This window comes from Streptomyces sp. Ru71, from assembly GCF_002920535.1.
Taxonomy (GTDB): Bacteria; Actinomycetota; Actinomycetes; order Streptomycetales; family Streptomycetaceae; genus Streptomyces.
Genome location: NZ_PQSS01000126.1, coordinates 1 through 13,182 on the forward strand (window position 1 = coordinate 1; position 13,182 = coordinate 13,182).

The 13,182-nt window shown below is 70.4% G+C and carries 11 protein-coding genes and 3 pseudogenes; 8 read left to right on the forward strand and 6 right to left on the reverse strand.

The genetic code is table 11. From position 1 onward, the window contains the following. The 4 genes and pseudogenes from C3489_RS36720 to C3489_RS36730 form a co-directional block, all read right to left on the reverse strand. Positions 1–460: pseudogene (locus tag C3489_RS36720) on the reverse strand (topoisomerase II); the annotation flags it as partial. After that, positions 423–911, reverse strand: a complete 489-nt coding sequence (locus C3489_RS38920; RefSeq protein WP_181139993.1) for a hypothetical protein — start codon at positions 909–911, stop codon at positions 423–425. The gene C3489_RS38920 and the pseudogene C3489_RS36720, both read right to left, overlap by 38 nt. 675 nt (positions 912–1,586) lie before the next feature. Beyond that, a pseudogene (locus C3489_RS40110) lies at positions 1,587–1,715 on the reverse strand (SCO5717 family growth-regulating ATPase); the annotation flags it as partial. A gap of 396 nt (positions 1,716–2,111) precedes the next feature. Then, positions 2,112–2,415: pseudogene (locus C3489_RS36730) on the reverse strand (DUF397 domain-containing protein). A gap of 282 nt (positions 2,416–2,697) precedes the next feature. Here C3489_RS36730 and rpsO point away from each other — a divergent pair. From rpsO to C3489_RS36755, 5 genes are all read left to right on the forward strand, one after another. Beyond that, positions 2,698–2,985, forward strand: a complete 288-nt coding sequence (gene rpsO / locus C3489_RS36735) for a 30S ribosomal protein S15 (RefSeq protein WP_030619140.1) — start codon at positions 2,698–2,700, stop codon at positions 2,983–2,985. A gap of 327 nt (positions 2,986–3,312) precedes the next feature. After that, a complete protein-coding gene (locus tag C3489_RS36740; RefSeq protein ID WP_103786482.1) occupies positions 3,313–5,532 on the forward strand; it encodes a polyribonucleotide nucleotidyltransferase in 2,220 nt (739 codons plus the stop codon). Then, complete coding sequence (locus tag C3489_RS36745) at positions 5,529–6,908, forward strand: pitrilysin family protein (protein WP_103786483.1); 1,380 nt, start codon at positions 5,529–5,531, stop codon at positions 6,906–6,908. The genes C3489_RS36740 and C3489_RS36745 overlap by 4 nt, the downstream gene beginning before the upstream one ends. A gap of 25 nt (positions 6,909–6,933) precedes the next feature. After that, positions 6,934–7,686, forward strand: coding sequence for a 4-hydroxy-tetrahydrodipicolinate reductase (gene dapB / locus C3489_RS36750; protein ID WP_103786484.1), 753 nt, complete (start codon positions 6,934–6,936; stop codon positions 7,684–7,686). Between the two features lie 12 nt (positions 7,687–7,698). Next, the gene (locus C3489_RS36755) at positions 7,699–8,148 is read left to right on the forward strand and encodes a tetratricopeptide repeat protein (protein ID WP_103786485.1); all 450 of its coding nucleotides are present in this window, start codon (positions 7,699–7,701) and stop codon (positions 8,146–8,148) included. A gap of 118 nt (positions 8,149–8,266) precedes the next feature. On the opposite strand, the gene C3489_RS36760 is transcribed toward C3489_RS36755, so the two are convergent. Further along, on the reverse strand, positions 8,267–8,833 hold the full coding sequence (locus C3489_RS36760; RefSeq protein ID WP_103786486.1) for a hypothetical protein: 567 nt from the start codon (positions 8,831–8,833) through the stop codon (positions 8,267–8,269). A gap of 91 nt (positions 8,834–8,924) precedes the next feature. After that, complete coding sequence (locus C3489_RS36765) at positions 8,925–9,164, reverse strand: hypothetical protein (RefSeq protein WP_103786487.1); 240 nt, start codon at positions 9,162–9,164, stop codon at positions 8,925–8,927. 169 nt (positions 9,165–9,333) lie between these two features. Here C3489_RS36765 and thyX point away from each other — a divergent pair, with 169 nt between their 5' ends. The 3 genes from thyX (at position 9,334) to C3489_RS36780 (ending at position 13,030) form a co-directional block, all read left to right on the forward strand. Further along, complete coding sequence (gene thyX, locus C3489_RS36770; protein ID WP_103786488.1) at positions 9,334–10,068, forward strand: FAD-dependent thymidylate synthase; 735 nt, start codon at positions 9,334–9,336, stop codon at positions 10,066–10,068. Positions 10,069–10,279: 211 nt separating this feature from the next. After that, the gene (gene dapA / locus C3489_RS36775) at positions 10,280–11,179 is read left to right on the forward strand and encodes a 4-hydroxy-tetrahydrodipicolinate synthase (RefSeq protein WP_103786489.1); all 900 of its coding nucleotides are present in this window, start codon (positions 10,280–10,282) and stop codon (positions 11,177–11,179) included. 165 nt (positions 11,180–11,344) lie between these two features. After that, a complete protein-coding gene (locus C3489_RS36780; RefSeq protein ID WP_103786490.1) occupies positions 11,345–13,030 on the forward strand; it encodes a ribonuclease J in 1,686 nt (561 codons plus the stop codon). The last annotated feature ends 152 nt before the right edge of the window (positions 13,031–13,182 follow it).

Genomic DNA, 13,182 nt, shown 5'->3' on the forward strand with positions numbered 1-13,182 from the left:
ACCCGGCGGGCGGGTTGGGTGCGGGGGCGGGCTGGTACGGCTGACCGGGCTGCGGTGCCGCGGGCGTGTTCCAGCCGGCCGGCGCGGGCTGCGGTGCCTGCGGCTGGAACGGCGGCTGCTCCTGCGCGGCGCTCGGCTGCGGCTGTGGAGCGGCGGCGCCAGGCTGCGGCTGGGCAGGCCACTGCGCTGCCGGGGTGGGCGCGGCGGGCTGGTACGACGGCGGCAGCGGGGGCATTCCGGGCTGCGGCGCCGGCGGGGGAGTCCACGCGGCCGGCGCGGCGTCCTGCGGCTCCTGGGCGGCAGCCGGTACCGCGTCCTGCGGCTCGGCCGGCACGTCGGCGGCCGGTGCGGTGTCGGCCGACTCCTCGGCCGGGGGTGCGGAGTCGGCAGGCTCCTCGGCCGTGGGTGCGGCGTCGGCAGGCTCAGCCTCGGCCTTCTGCGCGACCGCGACCGCGGACACGTCCTCGTGCTCGGCGGCGGCAGACGGGGGAGTCACCGGACTCGGCCGCGCCGGCCTCCGTACCGCTCACCGCATCGGCGTCCTCGTCGGAGTCCGCCCCCGGGGCGGGAGCCTCCGCCTGGCCCTCGGTCTCGTCCGCGTCCTCGGCCGGTACGTCGTCCCGGGTCTCCTCGGCTGCGGAAGCATCCGCATCCACATCGGGCTCGGCCTGCTCGGCCGCCGTGTCGCCGGTGACGTCCTCGTCGGCCTCCGCGTCCGGCTCGGCCGCGTCACGGTCGTCGTCCGGGCTCGTCGCCGAGTCGCCGGCCACCGCGTCCTCGTCCGCACCCGCGTCGGCGCGAACCTCTTCGCGGTCCTCGTCCTCTTCCTCCACAGCGGAGCCGGCCTCGGCCTCGGCAGCCGCGGCCCGCTCGTCGATCTGCCGCTTCAGTGCGACCGCCGAGAACCGCATCGTGGCGCCGCTCTCGATGTCCCCGCCACCGGACTCGGCGTCCCCATCGCCGGCAGAGGCAGGGGCCTCAGCGGAACCGGGCGTCGAAGGAGCCGTCGACGCCCCCCACTGTCCCTGGAACCCGGGCACGGGGATGTTCGGCACCGCCGTCGGAGACGCCGGGTCGGCCGCCGGCGCCGTCGGCTGCTGCGGAGCCGCCGGCTGCGGCGAACCCTCCGCCGGCTGCGGCCGCTGCGGCTCGAACCCGCTCCCCACCGGAAGCTTCGGCACCGCGACCGGGCTGCCGGTCGGCGGCGGAGGAGGCGGCGTGTACGCGGTCCCCGGCGCGGGCGGCGCGGGCGGCGCGGGCGGAGTGAAGGGCGCCCCCGGCGCCGGTGCCGGCGCGGGCGGAGTGAACGGCGCACCCGGCGCGGGCGGCGGAGGCGGAGCGAACGACGAGCCGGACCCACCGGCCGCGTGCGGAGGCGGCGTCAGCCCGGGCAGCGGCACCTGCGGAACCGCCGCGGGCCCACCGGGCCCACCAGGCGCACCGGCCCCCGCCGAACCGGAGCCGGAACCAGCCGTACCCGAACCGGAACCGGAACCAGCCGCACCGGAACCGGAACCGGACCCGGACGCACCCGCCCCGGACCCGGACCCCGCGTTCCCGCTCTCCGGCCCCCCGGACGCGTTCTGCGTGTACCAGGCAGGCGGCGCGTAGTCGATGGTGAACTCGCCCGTCGTCTCGATGGCGGACTCCGCGTCGGGCTGGTCGTCGCCGGGCGTGGCCCAGCCCCCGCGGATCCCGTCCCGATCGCTGCTCACAGTTCCTCCTGGTGTGGTCGAGCACCCTCAAGCCGTGCCGAGGCGACCATTACTTGTCGTTCGAGTGGTCCGAAGTCATACGAGGTCGTCCGTTCAGCGGCCCTCCCCCTGTGACGCAGACGCCCGGTCAACGGGTTCTGATGTCGCGCCGGTCCCAGCCTAATCACCAGGTACCCCACCTCGTCAGACCCGTCCGCCCGAGCGAAATCGCCGTATACAGACGCCTTTTGGTCAGAAACCGCCCAACTCGCCCCACGCACACGGCACCTGAAAGGAACGGAAAGACAAACGGAAAGACAAGCGGAAAGACGAAGGGGCGGCACACACACGTGCCGCCCCATCATCCGGCCGTCCCGGCGTCGGCGTCCCCGGCGCCTACGACAACCGGCGCCGACGTCAACCGGCGTCCGCCGCGCCCCCCTCACGCGCCGGCTCCAGATCGAACTCCCCGTCCCGCGCGCCCAGCACGAAGGCACGCCACTCCGCCTCCGTGTACCGCAGCACGGTGTCCGGGTCGAGGGACGAGCGCATGGCCACGGCTCCGCCCGGGAGGTAGGCGATCTCGACCCGCTCCTCGTGCCCCCTCGGTGCCCGGCGCGCTGTGCCACTCGACGCCCGAGATGTCGAGCGCGTACAGCTCGTCCCGCTCGCGCTCCTTGCGTGCCTTGATCTCCGCTGCCGACTCCGCCGACTCCGCCATGCCCCAGCGACCCCTTCTTCGAAGTTCCACGAGGTTCGGAACGATCAGTGCACTCACCCTAGTGGCCGCACACCGCCCGTCCGGGCCGTTCCGGAACCTGGCGGAAGGCGCCTGCTCAGGCCTGGTACCCTGAGTGACGGCCGTATGTGTACGCACCCCCGGAAGCCCTCGCAGGCCCTGGAGGCCGCGCCCAGCGGATCCCCGCCTCCCGAGTTGTGGAAGCTCCCCCGAGACGTAGACCGGGGGCACTCGGTGGCATCACACAAGTATTGAGGAGTACGCGTGTCGCTCGACGCCGCTACGAAGAAGCAGATCATCGCCGAGTTCGGTACCAAGGAGGGTGACACCGGCTCCCCCGAGGTCCAGGTCGCGCTTCTGTCCCGCCGGATCTCGGACCTGACCGAGCACCTCAAGACCCACAAGCACGACCACCACTCCCGCCGTGGTCTGCTGATCCTGGTCGGTCAGCGCCGCCGCCTGCTGCAGTACCTCGCCAAGAAGGACATCCAGCGCTTCCGTACGCTGGTCGACCGCCTCGGCATCCGCCGCGGTGCTGCGGGTGCCAAGTAAGACGCCGTGAAGGGAGCGGTTCCCTGGGAAAAGGGGACCGCTCCCTTTGCTGTACGTGCGCACTGTCACTGCCCCTTTGTAGTGTGGTAGCACAACGCAATACGTACGACACCGCGTGATACGGCCCACCCGAGCTGGGTAGGGGCTGGTCACGTACGACGAAGAGGAGAAGCGCACCACGCCGCCGCCGGTCCTCGGTAGTGGCCCCCGGGGCAGCGAACCCCGGGTGCTTCGATCGAAGACCGGCCCGCACCGCACGGAGCGCTTCTCCGCCACCGTCCCCCCGCCACACGGGCGAGGAGGGACGAGGACGAGGAGAAAACGCTAGTGGAGAACGAGACCCACTACGCCGAGGCCGTCATCGACAACGGCGCCTTCGGCACCCGCACCATCCGCTTCGAGACGGGCCGCCTGGCCAAGCAGGCCGCCGGCTCCGCCGTGGCGTACCTGGACGACGACACCATGGTGCTGTCGGCCACCACCGCCTCCAAGAACCCCAAGGACCAGCTCGACTTCTTCCCGCTGACGGTGGACGTCGAGGAGCGGATGTACGCCGCCGGCAAGATCCCCGGCAGCTTCTTCCGCCGTGAGGGCCGGCCCTCCGAGGACGCGATCCTCACCTGCCGCCTCATCGACCGCCCGCTGCGCCCGTCCTTCAAGAAGGGCCTGCGCAACGAGATCCAGGTCGTCTGCACGGTCATGGCGCTCAACCCCGACCACCTGTACGACGTCGTGGCGATCAACGCCGCGTCCGCGTCCACGCAGCTGGCCGGTCTGCCCTTCTCCGGCCCGATCGGCGGCGTCCGCGTCGCGCTGATCCGCGGCCAGTGGGTGGCCTTCCCGACGCACACCGAGCTTGAGGACGCCGTCTTCGACATGGTCGTCGCCGGCCGCGTCCTGGAGGACGGCGACGTCGCGATCATGATGGTCGAGGCCGAGGCCACCGAGAAGACCATCACGCTGGTCGAGGGCGGCGCCGAGGCGCCGACCGAGGAGATCGTCGCCGCCGGCCTGGAGGCCGCGAAGCCCTTCATCAAGGTGCTCTGCAAGGCCCAGTCGGACCTGGCGTCCAAGGCCGCCAAGCCGGTCGCCGAGTTCCCGATCTTCCTGGACTACCAGGACGACGTGCTGGAGGCGCTGACCGCCGCCGTCAAGCCCGAGCTCGCCCAGGCGCTCACCATCGCCGGCAAGCAGGAGCGCGAGGCCGAGCTGGACCGCGTCAAGGGCCTGGCCGCCGAGAAGCTCCTGCCGGAGTTCGAGGGCCGCGAGAAGGAGATCTCCGCCGCGTACCGCGCGCTGACCAAGCAGCTGGTCCGCGAGCGCGTGATCAAGGAGAAGAAGCGCATCGACGGCCGTGGGGTGACGGACATCCGTACCCTCGCCGCCGAGGTCGAGGCGATCCCGCGGGTGCACGGCTCGGCGCTGTTCGAGCGTGGCGAGACCCAGATCCTGGGCGTCACCACCCTGAACATGCTCCGCATGGAGCAGCAGCTGGACACCCTCTCCCCGGTGACCCGCAAGCGCTACATGCACAACTACAACTTCCCGCCGTACTCCACCGGTGAGACCGGCCGCGTCGGCTCCCCGAAGCGCCGCGAGATCGGCCACGGCGCCCTCGCCGAGCGCGCCCTGGTGCCGGTGCTGCCGACGCGCGAGGAGTTCCCGTACGCGATCCGCCAGGTGTCCGAGGCCCTCGGCTCCAACGGCTCGACGTCCATGGGTTCGGTCTGCGCCTCCACCATGTCGCTGCTGAACGCCGGTGTGCCGCTGAAGGCCCCGGTCGCCGGTATCGCCATGGGCCTGATCTCCCAGGAGATCGAGGGCGAGACGCACTACGTCACCCTCACCGACATCCTCGGTGCGGAGGACGCCTTCGGCGACATGGACTTCAAGGTCGCCGGCACCAAGGAGTTCGTGACCGCCCTCCAGCTCGACACCAAGCTGGACGGCATCCCCGCCTCCGTCCTGGCCGCGGCCCTCAAGCAGGCCCGCGACGCCCGCCTGCACATCCTCGACGTGATGATGGAGGCCATCGACCGGCCCGACGAGATGAGCCCGCACGCCCCGCGGATCATCACCGTCAAGATCCCGGTCGACAAGATCGGCGAGGTCATCGGCCCCAAGGGCAAGATGATCAACCAGATCCAGGAGGACACGGGCGCCGAGATCACCATCGAGGACGACGGCACCATCTACATCGGTGCCGCCGACGGTCCCTCGGCGGAGGCCGCCCGCGCCACGATCAACGGCATCGCCAACCCGACGATGCCCGAGGTCGGCGAGCGCTACCTGGGTACGGTCGTCAAGACCACCACCTTCGGTGCGTTCGTCTCCCTGCTGCCCGGCAAGGACGGTCTGCTGCACATCTCGCAGATCCGCAAGCTGGCCGGCGGCAAGCGCGTGGAGAACGTCGAGGACGTCCTCGGTGTGGGCCAGAAGGTCCAGGTCGAGATCGCCGAGATCGACTCCCGCGGCAAGCTCTCCCTCGTTCCCGTGATCGAGGGCGAGGAAGGCAACGACGAGAACAAGGACGACGCCGACCAGTGACGTCCCGTGGCTTCAAGGCGACGGCCCGCACCTCCTCGGAGGCGCGGGCCGTCGCCCGTACCCAAACCCTCATCAAGGGCGAGAACGGCATCGGCACGGTTCGCCGGACCACCCTCCCGGGCGGCCTGCGCATCGTCACCGAGACCCTGCCCTCGGTCCGCTCCGCCACCTTCGGCATCTGGGCGCACGTCGGCTCGCGCGACGAGACCCCGGCCCTGAACGGCGCCACGCACTACCTGGAGCACCTGCTCTTCAAGGGAACCTCACGGCGCAGTGCTCTGGACATCTCCTCCGCCCTGGACGCCGTCGGCGGCGAGATGAACGCGTTCACGGCCAAGGAGTACACGTGCTACTACGCGCGTGTGCTCGACACCGACCTGCCGCTCGCCATCGACGTGGTCTGCGACATGCTGACCGGCTCGCTGATCCTGGAGGAGGACGTCGACGTCGAGCGCGGCGCGATCCTCGAAGAGATCGCGATGACCGAGGACGACCCCGGCGACTGTGTGCACGACCTGTTCGCGCACACGATGTTCGGCGACAACCCCCTCGGCCGGCCCGTCCTCGGCACGGTCGACACGGTCAACGCCCTCACCGCCGACCGCATCCGCCGCTTCTACAAGAAGCACTACGACCCCACGCACCTGGTCGTCGCCTGTGCCGGCAACATCGACCACAACAAGGTCGTACGGCAGGTCCGCGCCGCCTTCGAGAAGGCCGGCGCGTTCAAGAGCGACGATGCCCAGCCGGTCGGCCCGCGCCAGGGCAGCCGCACCATCCGCGCCGCCGGCAAGGTCGACCTGCTCAACCGCAAGACCGAGCAGGCGCACGTCGTCCTCGGCATGCCGGGCCTCGCCCGCACCGACGACCGCCGCTGGGCGCTGGGCGTGCTCAACACCGCCCTCGGCGGCGGCATGTCCTCCCGCCTGTTCCAGGAGGTCCGCGAGAAGCGCGGCCTGGCCTACAGCGTGTACTCGTACACCTCCGGCTTCGCCGACTGCGGCCTGTTCGGCGTGTACGCCGGCTGCCGGCCCTCCCAGGTGCACGACGTGCTGCGGATCTGCCGCGACGAGCTGGACCACGTCGCCGAGCACGGCCTGTCCGACGACGAGATCGAGCGGGCCATCGGCCAGCTCCGCGGCTCCACCGTGCTCGGTCTGGAAGACACGGGTGCGCTCATGAACCGCATCGGCAAGAGTGAGCTGTGCTGGGGCGAGCAGATGTCCGTCGACGACATGCTGGCCCGGATAGCGGCGGTGACCCCGGACGAGGTCCGCTCCGTCGCCCGCGACATCCTGGGCCGGCGCCCGTCGCTGTCGGTCATCGGCCCGCTGAAGGACAAGCAGGCCGCGCGACTGCACGACGCGGTCGCGTAAGTCACCTCCGTTAAGGAAGCAACAGATGAGCAAGCTGCGCGTGGCGGTCCTCGGTGCCAAGGGCCGGATCGGGGCCGAGGCGGTCAAGGCGGTAGAGGCCGCCGAGGACATGGAGCTGGTGGCCGCCCTCGGCCGCGGCGACAAGCTGGAGACGCTGGCGGAGACCGGCGCCCAGGTCGCGGTCGAGCTGACCACCCCGGCCTCGGTCATGGGCAACCTGGACTTCTGCGTCCGGCACGGCATCCACGCCGTCGTCGGTACGACGGGCTGGACCGAGGAGCGCCTCGCGCAGCTGAAGGGCTGGCTGGCCCAGTCCCCGGAGACGGGCGTGCTCATCGCCCCGAACTTCTCCATCGGCGCGGTGCTGACGATGAAGTTCGCGCAGATCGCTGCGCCCTATTTCGAGTCCGTCGAGGTCGTCGAGCTGCACCACCCGAACAAGGTGGACGCCCCCTCCGGCACCGCCACCCGCACCGCCCAGCTCATCGCCGAGGCCCGCGCCAAGGCCGGCTCCGCCCCGGCACCGGACGCCACGGTCACGGCCCTGGACGGCGCCCGCGGCGCCAACGTCGACGGCGTGCCGGTGCACGCGGTCCGGCTGCGCGGCCTGCTGGCCCACCAGGAGGTCCTGCTCGGCGGCGAGGGCGAGACCCTCACCATCCGCCACGACTCCCTCCACCACAGCAGCTTCATGCCGGGCATCCTGCTCGGCGCACGCCGCGTGGTGAGCACCCCGGGCCTGACCTTCGGCCTGGAACACTTCCTGGACCTGAACTGAGCACCTGACCCCATGCGCGCGAAGATCACCTACCTCGTCACGGCCGCCGTCCTGGTCTTCTACTTCGTCCTGGTCGGCAGCCGCGGCGTCATGCTCATCGAGTCCGGCACGCTCCTGACCGTGACCTTCGGGGTCGCGGTGCTGATCCTGCCGGTGATCGGCCTGTGGTTCCTGTGGAAGAACACCCAGTTCGTCCGCAAGGCCAACGCCCTCGCCGAGAAGCTGGAGGCCGAGGGCGGCCTGCCGGTCGACGAGCTGAAACGCCTGCCCAGCGGCCGCATCGACCGCGACTCGGCGGACGAGGTCTTCGCCAAGCGCAAGGCCGAGACGGAGGCCGCCCCGGGCGACTGGCGCTGCTGGTTCCGCCTGGCCGTGGCCTACCACGACGCCCGGGACACCCCCCGAGCCCGCAAGGCAATGCAAAGGGCAATAGCCCTGCACGACGGCAAGGTACCTGTGTAGCCATACCCACTTAGCCGCGGGCAGTCGTGCCGCTGGGGCGGCACGGGTGGGCGCAGCGGCACCTCACAGCGAGCAGTGCCAAAAACCCCACCCGGCCCGCAACAGCAGGGCGTACATCTCAGCCGAGCCCGCCCCGCCCGAACTCCGCAGCCCACGCCTCCACCGCATCGGCGGCGCGATCGAACGCCTCCTCGCGGCCAAGAAAGTCCGCGTTGTGCGTGGTCAACAGCGGCGGCACCCCCTCGGCACGGTCGCCCCGGACAAGCACGAGCGCCTGCCCCTGCACAGCCCGCGGCAACCCCAACCACCGCACCGGCTGCTGCACAGTCCGCACGCTCAAAACACGCTCCCACGGCACCGTCCGCGTGACGAAGAAGCCCACCTGCCGCAGCCCACGCGCACTCACCCACACACCGACCCGCAGCAACCGCAACGCACCGGCGATGATCGCCACCGCGACCCCGAACGCGACCGCGGCCCCGCCCAACGTGCCCGCCAGCGCGATGATCACGCCGGCGCACAGCACGTACGAGGCCAGCAGCAGCCACAGAGCGCCCGCGGCCACCCGCCAGGGGCCGGGCCGGTAGGGGCGCCGCCAGCGGTCCCGGTCGTCGTGGGGCAGCGCGAGGTCGTCGGCTGCCTCGGTGTCGAAGGCGCGGTCGGCCGTCAGGAAGGGCAGGGGCACGGCTGGTCCTCACTCGATCCCGGCATCTGCTGTGCCCGGTGAGGCTATCCGGCTGTGCCCCGGCTCTCCAGCATCGGGGCGGCCCGACGCGTCAGCGGCCCTGGGAGGCCTGCGACTGCTGGGGAGAGGTGGCGGAGTGGTCCAGGCTCAGCGCCGGTATGCCCAGGACCAGCGAGCCGACCAGCGCGGCGACGATGGTGAAGCCCAGCAGCAGCCGCCCGGCCAGCTGACCGGCGGACGCGCGCTGGCGCGGCGGGGGAGTGACATTACTGCGGAACCTGTCTGCCTGGGCGAGAAAGGCGAACGGGACGGGTTCACGCCGACCGGACATCGGGGGTGGGTCTCCCTTCGGGGACAGAACGGATCATTGTCATCCGTAAAGACGAACGAACCCCGTCGATGGTGCCCCGTTTCGCCGACTTCTTGCCGGGCGGCACCAAACGCCCCACTGGGTAGAGTGGCGTCGCCAGACGACGAGACGGGAAAGGCCCTCCAACACCGTGATCCCCGAGGACGACTTCAAGATCGAGTTCCGCAGCGATGTGACTGTGGAGCTGGTGAAACACAGCGCGGCCGACTCCGACGTACTGTTCGCCGCCCGCGTCTCCACGGTGGGGGAGCAGTCCCTGGACGAGCTCCAGAAGGACCCGGAGCGCTCCAAGGGCCTGATCAACTACCTGATGCGGGACCGCCACGGCAGCCCGTTCGAGCACAACTCCATGACGTTCTTCATCAGCGCCCCCATCTTCGTGTTCCGCGAGTTCATGCGGCACCGCGTCGGCTGGTCGTACAACGAGGAGTCGGGCCGCTACCGGGAGCTCCAGCCGGTCTTCTACGTCCCCGACGCCTCCCGCAAGCTGGTCCAGGAGGGCCGCCCGGGCAAGTACCAGTTCGTCGAGGGCACCCCCGAGCAGCACAAGGTGATGAGCGACTCCATGGAGGAGTCGTACCGCCAGGCGTACCGGACGTACCGCGAGATGCTCGCCGCCGGCGTGGCCCGCGAGGTCGCCCGTGCCGTGCTTCCGGTCGGTCTGTTCTCCACCATGTACGCCACCTGCAACGCCCGCTCGCTGATGCACTTCCTCGGCCTGCGCACCCAGCACGAGCTGGCGAAGGTGCCGTCCTTCCCGCAGCGGGAGATCGAGATGGTCGGCGAGAAGATGGAGGCGGAGTGGGCCAGGCTCATGCCCCTCACCTACGCCGCCTTCAATGCGAACGGACGTGTGGCGCCGTAACGCACCCCCGTTCTCCCGCCCGGTACAGATGTACGGTTCAGCCTTGCGAAGTGTCCGTATTGCGGCGTTTGGAGAAGTTCATCTAGCCTGATCAAACGGACCCGGCACTGCTTGAACCCCCGAGCAGGCAGTGCCGGGCTCCCCTTTTGTCCTGACTTGCCCGGACCCCCGAGGGCAGACCACGTGGTGAGCAACGAGTAGCGTGTAACCCATGGCTCCGACCTCCACTCCGCAGACCCCCTTCGGGCGGGTCCTCACCGCCATGGTCACGCCCTTCACGGCGGACGGCGCACTCGACCTCGACGGCGCGCAGCGGCTCGCCACGCACCTGGTGGACGCAGGCAACGACGGCCTGATCATCAACGGCACCACCGGCGAGTCCCCCACCACCAGCGACGCGGAGAAAGCGGATCTCGTACGGGCGGTCCTGGAGGCGGTCGGCGACCGGGCCCACGTGGTGGCCGGGGTCGGCACCAACGACACCCACCACAGCATCGAGCTGGCCCGTGCCGCCGAGAAGACCGGCGCCCACGGCCTGCTCGTCGTCACGCCGTACTACAACAAGCCCCCGCAGGAGGGCCTGTACCGGCACTTCAAGGCCGTCGCCGACGCCGCCGAGCTGCCGGTCATGCTCTACGACATCCCCGGCCGCAGCGGCGTCCCGATCAACACGGAGACGCTCGTCCGGCTCGCCGAGCACCCGCGGATCGTCGCCAACAAGGACGCCAAGGGCGACCTCGGCCGCGCCAGCTGGGCCATCGCCCGCTCCGGCCTCGCCTGGTACTCCGGCGACGACATGCTCAACCTGCCGCTGCTCTCCGTCGGCGCGGTCGGCTTCGTCTCGGTCGTCGGCCACGTCGTCACCCCCGACCTGCGCGCGCTCGTGGACGCGTACGTCTCCGGTGACGTCGTCAAGGCCACCGAGATCCACCAGAAGCTGCTCCCGGTCTACACCGGCATGTTCCGCACCCAGGGCGTGATGACCACCAAGGCCGCACTCGCCCTCCAGGGACTGCCCGCCGGACCGCTGCGCGCGCCCATGGTGGAGTGTTCGCCCGAGGAGATCGAGCAGCTCAAGATCGATCTTGCCGCCGGCGGGGTACAGCTCTGACAACAGACTTCGCGCGGCCGCGCCACCGCCCCGCGCACCTGAGCTCCACAACTGAATAAGCAGGCCACCGGTGCCTGCGAAACGACAACGACAACTGCTTATGCACGAACGTCACGCGCGCCACGTGCCCGACCGGTACGTGGCGCGCGTGGTGAGGAGAGTCTTTTGAGTCATCCGCATCCTGAACTCGGCCCGCCCCCGCCGCTCCCCGAGGGGGGCCTGCGGGTCACCCCGCTCGGCGGCCTCGGCGAGATCGGCCGCAACATGACGGTCTTCGAGTACGGCGGCCGCCTGCTGATCGTCGACTGCGGAGTGCTCTTCCCGGAGGAGGAGCAGCCCGGAATCGACCTGATCCTGCCGGACTTCTCGTCCATCAGGGACCGCCTCGACGACATCGAGGGCATCGTCCTCACGCACGGCCACGAGGACCACATCGGCGGTGTCCCCTTCCTCCTGCGCGAGAAGCCGGACATCCCGCTCATCGGCTCCAAGCTGACCCTCGCCCTCATCGAGGCCAAGCTGCAGGAGCACCGCATCCGCCCCTACACCCTGGAGGTGGAGGAGGGGAACCGCGAGCGCCTCGGCCCCTTCGACTGCGAGTTCATCGCGGTCAACCACTCCATCCCGGACGCGCTGGCCGTCGCCATCCGCACCCCGGCGGGCATGGTCGTCCACACCGGCGACTTCAAGATGGACCAGCTCCCGCTGGACAACCGCCTCACGGACCTGCACGCCTTCGCGCGGCTGAGCGAGGAGGGCATCGACCTCCTGCTCACCGACTCCACGAACGCCGAGGTCCCCGGCTTCACCCCGCACGAGCGGGACATCTCCAACGTCCTGCGGCAGGTCTTCGCCGGCGCCCGCAAGCGGATCATCGTGGCGAGCTTCGCCAGCCACGTGCACCGCATCCAGCAGATCCTCGACGCCGCTCACGAGTACGGCCGCCGGGTCGCCTTCGTCGGCCGCTCCATGGTCCGCAACATGGGCATCGCGCGCGACCTCGGTTATCTGAAGGTCCCCCCGGGCCTGGTCGTGGACGTGAAGACCCTCGACGACCTGCCCGACCATGAGGTCGTGCTGGTGTGCACCGGCTCCCAGGGCGAGCCCATGGCCGCCCTGTCGCGGATGGCCAACCGGGACCACCAGATCCGCATCGTCGACGGCGACACGGTGATCCTGGCGTCCTCGCTGATCCCAGGCAACGAGAACGCGGTCTACCGCGTGATCAACGGCCTGACCCGCTGGGGCGCCAACGTCGTCCACAAGGGCAACGCCAAGGTCCATGTCTCCGGCCACGCCTCCGCGGGTGAGCTGCTGTACTTCTACAACATCTGCCGCCCGAAGAACCTGATGCCGGTGCACGGCGAATGGCGACACCTGCGCGCCAACGCCGAGCTGGGCGCCCTCACCGGCGTCCCGCACGACCACATCGTCATCGCCGAGGACGGCGTGACCGTCGACCTGGTCCAGGGCCGGGCCAAGATCTCCGGCAAGGTCCAGGCGGGTTACGTCTACGTCGACGGGCTGTCGGTGGGCGACGTCGGAGAGCCCGCGCTGAAGGACCGCAAGATCCTCGGCGAGGAAGGCATCATCTCCGTCTTCGTCGTCATCGACTCCTCCACCGGCAAGATCACCGGTGGGCCGCACGTCCAGGCGCGCGGTTCCGGCATCGAGGACTCGGCCTTCGTGGATGTCCTCCCGAAGATCACCGAGGTGCTGGAGCGCTCGGCCCAAGACGGGGTCGTCGAGCCGCACCAGCTGCAGCAACTGGTCCGCCGGACCCTGGGCAAGTGGGTCTCGGACAACTACCGCCGCAGGCCGATGATCCTCCCGGTCGTCGTGGAGGTTTGACGCCGGCTCAGGCGTGAACCCGGAGCGGGGTCCCTCGATTTGCATCGAGGCGCCCCGCTCCAGTACGTTTACGGCTCCACCTCGACGGGAAACCGGCCGCCTCGTGCGCCGGAGCGAGTCTCCCGGAGGGGCGGGAAATCCGACTCAGAATC